Here is a 10,821-nt window from a genome sequence, read left to right as displayed (position 1 = left end):
GTTCTCTCAACATTTGAGCTGTCTGTGCCCAACGACCATAGTCTACTCTTAACATCTTTGCGTTGACCTCAATTTACTCCTCAGAATCAGATTGTCTCATACTTTGAAAACTATGGGTTTGAAGTTGGACGGGGTTTAATTGACGATTGAGAATTTTTTAACGCAAAGAACGCCAAGGTTTTTGGTGTTTGAGTGAGTTTATTAGTGGCTACCGCAAAGAACGCAAAGGGACTACTATGAACAAAAAGAAGACAATAGAGGACAGATCGGCGGATGCCAATGAGTATATGGATTGTCCACCCGAATTCCTTACCGAGCCTCAATATTCGGACATTTTAAACGAGCTGATGCAACGCGAACCGATTTTTCATCATCCTGAGTTTGGCACGACCCGCCAGGATTTTGAGGACATGACGGACTCAGCATTTTGGGAAGTCGGAGCCTCTGGTCGCCGCTACAGTCGGGAGTATGTCTTGGCAGAAGTAGTCAAGCGATATGAGGACTCAGAATATCGGGGTATCCACTCTGCACCAGAAAACACTTGGCAGACCAAAGATTTTCACTGTCGTAAGATCGCGCCAGATAATTATCTGCTAACGTATACCCTCATTCAAGCAGAGCGAGTGACAAGAAGAGCTACTCTCTGGCAATACTCCAGCAGTGGTTGGCAGATATTGTATCATCAGGGAACGATCGTCAAGGATGATTAATTTTCCTAATCAATGCCCATAATACCTATTCCCAAACATGCTGATTAGCGATCTGGGCGAACGCGGATTATTAAAATTAATTCAGCCCTATTGTCTCCCAAATACGATCGGTGATGATGGCGCGATCGTGCATCCACCAATAGGTTGCGAGTTAGTCGTAACTACTGATGTATTGGTAGACGGGGTGCATTTTAGCGATCGCACCACCACAGCTTTTGATGTCGGCTGGCGATCGGTTGCTGCCAATTTATCAGATCTTGCGGCAATGGGCGCAACACCCCTGGGAATCACTGTGGGATTAAGTTTGCCCCCAACGTTGCCTGTCGTCTGGCTGGATTGGCTCTATCAGGGAATGCAGGCTTGTTTGGAGCGGTATGGAACCGGAATTATTGGTGGAGATTTAACGCGATCGAGTGTAGCGACTGTGGCGATTACAGCTCTCGGTGCGGTGAGAAAGGATCGAATTATCAAGCGATCGACTGCCCAAATTGGCGATGCGATCGTCGTCACGGGCGATCATGGTGACTCCCACGCAGGATTACAATTACTCCTCGATCCTGAATTAGGACAGGATCGTAACTTCATCGATCGAGCAGATCTCCAAAAGCATCGAGAAATACTAATTTCAGCACACCAACGTCCCCAGCCGAGACTAGATATTCTCCCGATCCTCGAACAGTTACATGCGAATGCAAGTCAAGTATTTTCAGTTGCGGGGATGGATAGTAGCGACGGATTGGCAGATGCGATCGTCCAGATTTGTCAGGCGAGTAAAGTAGGCGCGGTACTCGATCGATCGACCATGCCGATCTCTCCTTCATTATCTCAAATGTTTCCAGATACCGCTCTAGACTCAGCTCTATACGGCGGCGAAGACTTTGAACTAGTATTGTGTATGCCAGAATCGATCGCGCTAGAATTGGTCGAGAAAATCGGTAGAGGTGCTGCAATTATCGGTCAGATCGGGCGATCGCCAGATATCATCTTAATCGACGATCTGACCGAAGATGCCCCCATTTATCTCAATCGACAGTCAGGATTTCAACACTTCTAGGCAATCCTAAAAGATTCATGAGATTTATTGAATCGAGCTATTCTCTTCGGTGTGTTATCGCTGACGCGACAACACACCCTACGATCTTCTGACAAATCAAATATGGCTGCTATATCAACTATCAACTATCAACTATCAACTAATTTAATGCCCTTCTATCAACCCAACCCCCAACTAACAACCCTCGCCGAACAAGCACTCGCAGACACCTGGGCACAATTCCCCGATCTAAAACCCGATCGAATCGCCCTCACCTGGATCGTCTACGATCGACCCATCCCCGTCAACACAGGCGGAGCCATCACCGCTGACGAATTGTGGAAATATCCAGTCAGAGGATTCAACCATCGCGGTGGTGAGCGCATTTATCCAGCCAGCACCGCTAAATTATTTTATTTACTAGCAATTCACGAGTGGCTAGAACAAGGTATGGCAACACCTTCAGCCGAACTCGATCGAGCCATCCGCGATATGATAATCGACTCCAGCAATGATGCTACCAGCCTAGTCGTCGATACCCTCACAGGTACCACCAGCGGCCCAGAATTATCCTCGGGGCCATTTACAACTTGGCAAGCGCAACGCAATCTGATCAATCGCTATTATCAATCCCTCGGCTGGGCGGAATTAGAGTCGATTAATATCAATCAAAAAACCTGGAGTGATGGCCCCTACGGACGGGAACGGGCATTTGTCGGTGAAATGCGAGAAAATCGGAATATGCTCACTACAGATGCCATAGCCAGACTCATGCACAGCATTGTCGGCGGTGCCGCAGTGAGTGGAGATCGATCGAGTCAAATGATGCAACTCCTCCACCGCGATCTCAATTTGGCTGTAGTCACCCCCGATTCAGGTGAGGAGAATCAGCTAGATGGCTTCCTGGGAGCAGGTTTACCACCGGAGAGTCAAATCTGGTCGAAAGCTGGGTGGACATCTCAGGTGCGCCATGATGTAGCGTATATCGAACTTGTCGATCGACAACCCTACCTCTTGATTGTCTTTACTGAGGTTACAGATCGTAGTCAAAATCGGCAGATCTTGCCCTTCATTTCCGATCGAATTGTGACAGCCATGTCTCAAGTCTAGATACATCAATTGACGCTCCAGCAATCTTACAACCATGTCTTCCGGTACAACTAATAATTCTCCCTCAGCTCATCTCACCACTCACACATTTGAAATAGTTAGTGTCGATAGTAATGGTGAAACAATCGATCGTCAGCCAGGTGCTGCTTCATGTATGACAGAAAGCTTGAGCGAAGGCATCGATCTAGATCTAGTTTTAATTCCTAGTGGTACATTCATGATGGGCGACCATCGACATCATCAAGACGAACAACCGATCCATCAAGTTACAGTACCGTCCTTTTATATCGGTAAATACCCGATTACTCAGGCTCAATATCGATTTGTGATGGGTGAAGAGCGGGGTGATGCAGTAGGAATAGATTACCCGATCGAGAAGATTAATTGGCACGATGCGATCGACTTCTGCCATAAATTGTCTCAACAAACAGGCAAACATTACAGCCTCCCCAGTGAAGCGCAGTGGGAATATGCCTGTCGCGCTGGCACTACTACTACCTTTCACTTTGGGGATACTATTACCCCAGATTTGGCGAACTACAACGGGGATTATCCCTATGGTGGCGCAGCTCAAGGCGAAAATCGCGCCCAAGCGACACCTGTGGGGAGTTTCCCCGCCAATGCTTTTGGGTTGTATGACATGCACGGGAATGTATGGGAATGGTGTCTGGATGAGTATCAGCCGAGTTATCAGGGTGCGCCGATAGATGGGAGTGCGGTGGCTGCTGATTTGACTGATGGCGTAAAGCGGGTGATGCGTGGAGGTGCTTGGGATTATGTGGCGCGAGGATGTCGGAGTGCGGTGCGCTGTAGTTTGGATGCGGGGCTTCGGGTTGGTGGCTGTGGGTTGCGGGTGGTGGTGCAAGATTGAGAGTAGCGGCGGGTTGATGAATTGCGCCTATTTGCAATTTTGTAGCAGACTGTACATAAATCGCGATCGCCTAGCGTCTCTTTTGGAGAATCGAGTTCTAAACTGGTAAGTAACTTGATGTAAAGAGCCTAGATGCTCGTTGACCAATTCAAGCTGTCAACTATCAACTATCAACTATCAACTGTTTAAAAAGCCTTATTTTATGCAAAATCGCGATTCGTTTGACTGGAAACAAATAATAGCCATTGGCTTTGTGGTTATTTTGGTAATTATTGGATTCAACTCCTTTGTGGTAATTAATCCTGGCGAGGCTGGGGTAGTAAGTGTATTGGGGAAAGCTTCTGATGGCGTGCTACTAGAAGGCGTTCACTTCAAACCGCCGCTGGCTGGTAAGGTAGATATCTACGATATTACGGTGCAGAAATTTGAAGTTCCCGCTCAAAGTTCTACCAAGGATTTGCAAGATTTAACTGCTAGTTTCGCGATCAATTTCCGGCTCGATCCCATTCAGGTGGTGAATATTCGCCGAACTCAAGGCACCCTCCAAAACATTGTCTCGAAAATTATTGCCCCCCAAACTCAAGAGTCTTTTAAAATTGCCGCCGCTCGGCGGACGGTAGAAGAAGCAATTACCAAGCGCGACGAACTCAAACAAGACTTCGATCTGGCTCTGAGCGAACGCTTAGAGAAATACGGGATTATCATCCTCGATACTAGCGTTGTCGATCTAGATTTCTCTCCTGAATTTTCCAAAGCAGTAGAAGAAAAACAAATCGCCGAACAACGCGCTCAAAGAGCAGTCTACGTCGCCCAGGAAGCCGGACAAGAAGCCGAAGCCACCATTAACCGTGCCAAGGGTCAAGCCGAAGCCCAACGCCTATTACGGGAGACTCTGACAGCAGAGTTATTACAGAAACAAGCGATCGATAAATGGGATGGTAAATTCCCGCAAGTGATGGGTGGAAATGGCGCACTTCCCTTTATCAATATCGATCCAAATAAAACAACCTAGCAGACCAGAATTCTCCCCATCTACCTAAATAATCCTCGCTATCAACTGTCAACTGTCAACTGTCAACTGTTCCAGTAATGCCGATGAATAAAAGTAGCTCCACATTTACTAGAACGCCGATTCATCGTGAAGTCACAGCATTTCTGACACTAGCTATTCCCCTCGCTGGCGTTCAACTCTCCCAAGCCGCGATCGGATTTGTCGATACGTTAATGATGGGCAGGATGGGGCTAGAAACCCTCGCTGCGGGAGGATTAGCCACACTGACTTTTAGTGTATTTTTGTACACGGCGACGGGGGTGGTAATGGGCGTAAGTCCGATCGTCGCTACAGCTTATGGTGCTGAAAATAAGCAACAGATCGAGCGCGTCGTTGGGCAGGGGTGTTTATTAGTCATCGGTTTAACCATCCCGATCTCTGTTTTTATTGCCAATATTGACTTGCTGATGCGTTATTTGGGACAGGCAGAAACGACGGTAGTTTTGGGCAATACTTATCTAGATATCATGGTGTGGGGATTTTTTCCCGCCCTGGGTTTTTCCCTGCTGCGGAGTGTCGTTACAGCGATGTCCCATACTCGCATCGTCATGCCGATCGCGATCGGTGGGACGATGATTAATACGATTGGTGACTATAGTTTAGGTTTTGGTAAATTCGGCTGTCCGCGCTTGGGAATTGCTGGATTAGCCATAGCCAGCGTCTTGGCAATTTGGGCGATGTTTCTGACCTTACTTGGTTATATTCTGACCCAAAAAGAACTCAAAACTTATCGATTCTTTCAGCAAATTTATCGAGTCGATCGCCAAATATTAACATCATTAATCCATGTCGGCGTACCGATCGGGATTGCCACAGCTTTAGAAATTGGACTGTTTACGATCGTTACTTATTTGATGGGTTCATTGGGTACCGAAGTACTCGCAGCGCATCAAGTTGTATTGCAAACGATCGCGATTACCTTTATGGTGCCATTGGCGATGTCCTATGCAGCCACGATTCGGGTAGGACATGAGATCGGGCAAGAGAGTAGAATTGGGGCGACTCGGGCTGGTTATGTCGGGGCGGCGATCGGGTTAGGATTTATGATAATCATGGCGATAATTATGCTGTCATTTCCTCAGCAAATCATCGGTATTTTTATTGACATTAGCGATCCGCGCAATGCAAATGTCCTCACTTTAGCCACAGGAATGATGACAGTCGCCGCCATTTCTCAAATTTTAGATGGCCCCCAAAAAATTATTATGGGTGCTCTCTACGGCTTGCAAGATACCCGCGTCCCGATGATTCTCAGCTTGTTAGCATTTTGGGGTGTTGGTTTAACGAGTGGCTACTGGTTGGGATTTCACACATCATTGGGCGGTAGCGGTTTGTGGATCGGACAATCGATCGGAATTGGTATTTCCGCTATCGTCTTCTTCTGGCGTTTTCATCACTTAGTATCGAGAAAACATTCATGACATTCGATCGATCGAGCCAAATAATAATCTTTGTAGGGTGGACACTGCCCACCACTCAAATTTAGACATTACTAATAGTTCTCTTGATGCCTATTGCTGATAAACCCCTATAACCAAAGTAAATTTCACCAATTAATTCTTCTTCACTTTCTGTTTTTTCGTAGGTTTGAGTAAAGGAGTATTTAGAGTCTCATATAGACTAAACAAAAATTCGATCCGATTCAATTCATTTATAAATACCTGCGGACGATAACATAGATCTACAGCTTTATCTAATGTTTGGTGTGCTTTTACCAAGTCCGGCGGCATCGTCAGTGGATCGTACAAATCGGCTAAACTGCTATCTGGATACTTTGCTCTTGTATCTAAAACTGCTTGCGCGGCTAGTTCTACTTTTTGCTTTTGCTTGTCACTTATATTTTCAGGAAATGGATAGTTGTTATAAACGATATCTTTAGAATAACTATAATCACTTTTCAATCGTCCACATACATACCTTACCCATGTCATGTGCATCTCAGAGGTAAGAATGCCAAATAGATAAAATGTAGCATCTTGTATAAGCTGAATTTTATTACTTGCAATAATGTTGGAATCCAAAAAGCTAATTGGTACATATTTACGTCTTTCTGAAGAGACTTCAGGAATTGCCAGATATCTAGTTGTTGGCTGTCTATTTGCTTGAAATAATGAAGGAAAATTAGCCCATTTTTGAGTGCTTTTATCTACACTTTTCAATCTAAATTCTCTGACAGATTCAACCCTTTTTAAAACAGAGGGTATAGATTGTAGCTTAGTCGGAGAAACACCCTGTAACCATAAGCAGTAACGAGAATTACCATTTATTAACTCATCCGAGCCGATATACTGTTTTAAATAATTTCCAGCGATACTTTCTCTAGTTGACAAATCAAGAGCTTGTTCTTTGGTTAAGATTAAAAATCCACCATCTGCTGGTTTACTTCCATTTTTCATTTCAGACACATTAGATAGTGGTTTAGTTCTTTTTAAGATGACTATATCGTTTCCTTCGGCTAAATAAGGATTAATATTCTTGACCTTTAGCTCTGTTGGCTCACCTTTAATATCCACATAATCAAAAATTATCTTATTTATTGCATCCTGTAAGCCAAAACCAATAATTACACAATGTACACCAGCATTTCCTCTCGCCTCATTGCTCCAACTAAAAGTGCGATGTGCAAAATGAATTTTTATTTGATAATTATTGTATAGTTCTTGCCATAAAATGCCAACTTGTTCTCCTTGAGAAATTGAATTTGTACTAACGAAAGCACAGCAAATATTTGTGTTTTGGATAAACTGAGCCGCCTTAATATACCAAGCCGTTACATAATCTAATAATCCTGCACTCTTTACACCTACAAAAATGCTCTCCATATCTGCTTTTTGTTGCGCGTCTTGGTAAGTTTTCCCAATAAATGGTGGATTCCCTAAAATGAAATTTAGTTGTTCTTTAGCTACAACCGTCTCCCAATCAATCCGCAACGAATTACCATGTACGATCTTCGCCGCCTTTGTTAATGGTAGTCGCACAAAATATTGACCAAACTGATTACTCACCTTAATATTCATTTGGTGATCGATTAGCCACATTGCCACCTCAGCTACCCGCACCGCAAATTCATCGTATTCAATCCCTGCAAACTGGTCTACATCCACCTGAATAATCGAGCTAATATCAGTCACCAACTGACCACTTTTATTTAACTCCAGCAAAATCAGGATTTCTAGATCTCGTAACTCCCGATAAGTAATAATCAAGAAATTTCCACAGCCACAAGCAGGATCGAGAAAATGTAGAGTGGCAATCCTTGTATGCAGGGCTTGCAGCTTACCTCGACTACTCTTCGCCTTCTCAAACTCTAGATATAGATCGTCTAAAAATAGCGGTTTAATCAGCTTTTGGATATTCTTTTCAGATGTATAGTGTGCGCCAAGATTGCGGCGTTCTTTCGGGTTCATTACCGCTTGGAACATCGAGCCAAAAATTGCTGGTGAAATCTTCCCCCAATCCAGCGCACAAGCCTCTAACAACATCTCGCGCATTTTGAGATCGAACGCCGCAGGCTGCAAGACTTCCTCAAATAGCTTGCCATTGATATAGGGAAACTGTGCTAAATTCTCATCTAGATTCTTTAGTCGTTTTTCTCTAGGTGTATTCAAGACATGAAAGATCGAAGCGAGGTGCATCGCCAAATCGCTGCCATCTGATTTGGTGTGTAAATCCAGATATTCCCAAAAGATCCCCTTCTCAAAAATCCCTGTATCATCTGCAAATAAACAAAATAGCAATCGCACTAGATATACTTCTAGATCGTGTCCAGTATAACCAATCTCCTCCAATCGATCGTGCAATTTGCCCATCAATTCGGCAGCTTCGATATTGACAGGATCGGAATCTTTATAGGTGCGCTGCTCATATCCAGCAATAAACCCAAATAAATGAACATACTGCACCAAGTCTTTGAGTTCAAACTCTGTCGTCGTATCAGTATCTAGATCGTAAAGCCTGAATTTTTGAAAATCCGAAACTAAAATATATTTCGGTAGTTCGTGTTCTTTCAATCCAGGGAAATAGTCTTTTGCCTGTTGCATGGCTTTATCGAGACTTTTCCCTCTCGATTTATGCTCTACCAAGATCGTTCCTTTCCACAGCAGATCGATGAAACCCTGTTTATTATCTGCTTTTTTGACCGATTGCTCGAACGTCGCCACCCGTCGCCGTGAAATTCCAAATACTCGAAACCAGCCATCCCAGAAAGATTTAGCCTCAGCATCTTCAGAAGTTTCATGCTCCCATTCCTGCGAAAAGGCAATCGCCCGACTTTTGATCTCGTTCCAGCTTAATGGCATCTTTAAATTAATTGATAATTGATAAGCGAGACTTAGTAGGATTTGTAGGTTGGGTTGAACGAAGGTGAAACCCAACACTCTTCACCAGCTATCTGTGAATGTTGGGTTTCGCTACGCTCTACCCAACCTACCTACTTAATCTCGATCGCACATCACACCATTACTTAAATAATGCCCGCATACCCTCTTGACGTTTGAGTGCGAGCTTAGTAACTTGACGTTTCTCGGCTTGACGAATGATGCGATTCAATAACTCGGTATATACCAACGGCGGATTGGACTTTACCCACAGGTAAAAAGATAGCGAACCTGGGAGCGTATTGATCTCATTGAAATAAAGCTTGTCGCAACTCGCATCGATGATAAAATCGATCCGCGATACACCCGAACAGCCTAATACTTTAAAAGCTTGTTTTGCATAGTCTAGAGCAGCTTGTTTGAGTGCGGGATTGAGGTCTGGGGGGTCGATGATGCGGGACAAACTCGCCATCCCTTGCGATTCGTTACCGCCTGTCTTTTTGCCACCATCATCGCGCAGATACTTCTCTTCAAAGGTGAGGACACCGCTGAGGGAGACGGGCATCTCGATGACAGATGCGGTGATTTCGTCATCGTCTAATACGGAGACATTAACTTCCAGAATATCCTTGACGCAAGGTTCGACGATCGCGTGACTATCATATCTAAACGTATTTACCAAGCAAGCATTTAATGTCCGCTCATCTTTAGCAACCCCAATCCCGATACTCGAACCCAGATTACAAGGTTTGACAAATAAGGGAAGTTGCTCCAATCCTGGGGTGGCGAATATCTGTTCTCGCACGGCTGCAAGGCTTTTTTGAGCGTCGCGTCGATCGATCAGTGCCGCAGGTAAAACGGGAATCCCCGCCGCTTTGAGCATCATTTTACACTGATATTTATTCATGCCCAGCGCAGCCGCAAGCACCCCACAGCCTGTATATGTCGCATCCGCCATCTCTAGCATCCCCTGAATACAGCCATCTTCGCCGAAGGTACCGTGGAAGGCGAGGAAGTAGATATCAACAGGGAGAATATCGGTGTGGTGAGTGAGGTAGGTAAGTCCTTTGCTCCCAGCGATGGGTAGGAGTGCGACTTCTTGAGCTTCTGTGACGGAGTTGGGGAGGCGACGATAAAAATTTTTGTCGAGCAGATTGTCGCCAACGTACCAGCGTCCGGTTTGGGCGATGTAGACGGGGATAATCTCGTACTGGGTAACATCGATGACGTTTATCAGTTGGAGTGCTGTAATCACGGAGATTTCGTGTTCGACGGATCTCCCACCGAATAGGACTGCGAGGTTTTTCTTCTTCATTTCATCTGCCGATCGTACCGAACAACATTTTACGATCGTTTGACCGAATTCTTGGCAAATTAGTCGATCCGAAATCTAGATCTTAGGTTTTGATAAGCCTCGACGTTCCTCGCAGCACAACGATTGAAATCGTTGCTAGTGATGCAAAGTCCGCCTACGCGGACTCAGATCTCTAGTGCTTTAATTGTCAAGGCGATTGCTATATCAATCAGTTCCGATGCGATCCACCTTGGTGCGTTACGGCTTGTGCCTAACACACCCTACATCAACCTATGTAGGGCTTGCTGAAGATCTCAGCAAGCCAATCACTGCAAGGGTTTTGAGCCTTTTTTCAGAAATTAAGTGCAAGGTTTTGACTTTGAAAGGCTCAAAACCCTTGCACTCGATCGCTTGAATCTGGCGATCGAGTGAGAAT

8 protein-coding genes are annotated in these 10,821 nt (G+C 44.9%); 6 read left to right on the top strand and 2 right to left on the bottom strand.

Annotated features, from left to right (window positions below):
- The first annotated feature begins 287 nt into the window (after window positions 1-287).
- The 6 genes from ACEW9J_RS05665 (at window position 288) to ACEW9J_RS05640 (ending at window position 6,196) form a co-directional block, all read left to right on the top strand.
- Entirely contained in the window at window positions 288-710 is a 423-nt protein-coding gene (locus ACEW9J_RS05665) for a DUF4440 domain-containing protein (protein ID WP_373544164.1), read from the top strand.
- Between the two features lie 37 nt (window positions 711-747).
- A complete protein-coding gene (thiL, locus tag ACEW9J_RS05660) occupies window positions 748-1,764 on the top strand; it encodes a thiamine-phosphate kinase (RefSeq protein ID WP_373544162.1) in 1,017 nt (338 codons plus the stop codon).
- Between the two features lie 147 nt (window positions 1,765-1,911).
- A complete protein-coding gene (locus ACEW9J_RS05655; protein ID WP_373544163.1) occupies window positions 1,912-2,853 on the top strand; it encodes a serine hydrolase in 942 nt (313 codons plus the stop codon).
- Window positions 2,854-2,887: 34 nt separating this feature from the next.
- Window positions 2,888-3,724, top strand: a complete 837-nt coding sequence (locus tag ACEW9J_RS05650) for a formylglycine-generating enzyme family protein (RefSeq protein WP_373544161.1) — start codon at window positions 2,888-2,890, stop codon at window positions 3,722-3,724.
- A 202-nt stretch (window positions 3,725-3,926) separates the two neighbouring features.
- On the top strand, window positions 3,927-4,736 hold the full coding sequence (locus tag ACEW9J_RS05645) for a prohibitin family protein (protein ID WP_373544160.1): 810 nt from the start codon (window positions 3,927-3,929) through the stop codon (window positions 4,734-4,736).
- Window positions 4,737-4,819: 83 nt separating this feature from the next.
- Window positions 4,820-6,196: an MATE family efflux transporter gene (locus ACEW9J_RS05640; protein WP_373544159.1), complete on the top strand. Its 1,377-nt coding sequence runs from the start codon at window positions 4,820-4,822 to the stop codon at window positions 6,194-6,196.
- 132 nt (window positions 6,197-6,328) lie between these two features.
- Here ACEW9J_RS05640 and ACEW9J_RS05635 read toward each other — a convergent pair whose 3' ends face one another.
- Window positions 6,329-9,073: a class I SAM-dependent DNA methyltransferase gene (locus ACEW9J_RS05635; RefSeq protein WP_373544158.1), complete on the bottom strand. Its 2,745-nt coding sequence runs from the start codon at window positions 9,071-9,073 to the stop codon at window positions 6,329-6,331.
- 160 nt (window positions 9,074-9,233) lie between these two features.
- Window positions 9,234-10,406, bottom strand: coding sequence for a D-alanine--D-alanine ligase family protein (locus ACEW9J_RS05630; RefSeq protein ID WP_373544157.1), 1,173 nt, complete (start codon window positions 10,404-10,406; stop codon window positions 9,234-9,236).
- Between the last annotated feature and the right edge of the window lie 415 nt (window positions 10,407-10,821).

It is taken from the genome of Chamaesiphon sp. (genome assembly GCF_041737865.1).
Lineage (GTDB): Bacteria > Cyanobacteriota > Cyanobacteriia > Cyanobacteriales > Chamaesiphonaceae > Chamaesiphon.
Note: the sequence above shows the minus strand (reverse complement) of the source record. Positions and strands in the feature narration are given on the sequence as shown.

Excerpts from the sequence above, each read along its gene's own strand:
- ACEW9J_RS05650 (WP_373544161.1), top strand. The coding sequence starts at position 2,888 with ATGTCTTCCGGTACAACTAATAATTCTCCCTCAGCTCATCTCACCACT.
- thiL (WP_373544162.1), top strand. The coding sequence starts at position 748 with ATGCTGATTAGCGATCTGGGCGAACGCGGATTATTAAAATTAATTCAG.
- ACEW9J_RS05640 (WP_373544159.1), top strand. The coding sequence starts at position 4,820 with ATGAATAAAAGTAGCTCCACATTTACTAGAACGCCGATTCATCGTGAA.
- ACEW9J_RS05635 (WP_373544158.1), bottom strand. The coding sequence starts at position 9,073 with ATGCCATTAAGCTGGAACGAGATCAAAAGTCGGGCGATTGCCTTTTCG.
- ACEW9J_RS05645 (WP_373544160.1), top strand. The coding sequence starts at position 3,927 with ATGCAAAATCGCGATTCGTTTGACTGGAAACAAATAATAGCCATTGGC.
- ACEW9J_RS05665 (WP_373544164.1), top strand. The coding sequence starts at position 288 with ATGGATTGTCCACCCGAATTCCTTACCGAGCCTCAATATTCGGACATT.
- ACEW9J_RS05655 (WP_373544163.1), top strand. The coding sequence starts at position 1,912 with ATGCCCTTCTATCAACCCAACCCCCAACTAACAACCCTCGCCGAACAA.
- ACEW9J_RS05630 (WP_373544157.1), bottom strand. The coding sequence starts at position 10,406 with ATGAAGAAGAAAAACCTCGCAGTCCTATTCGGTGGGAGATCCGTCGAA.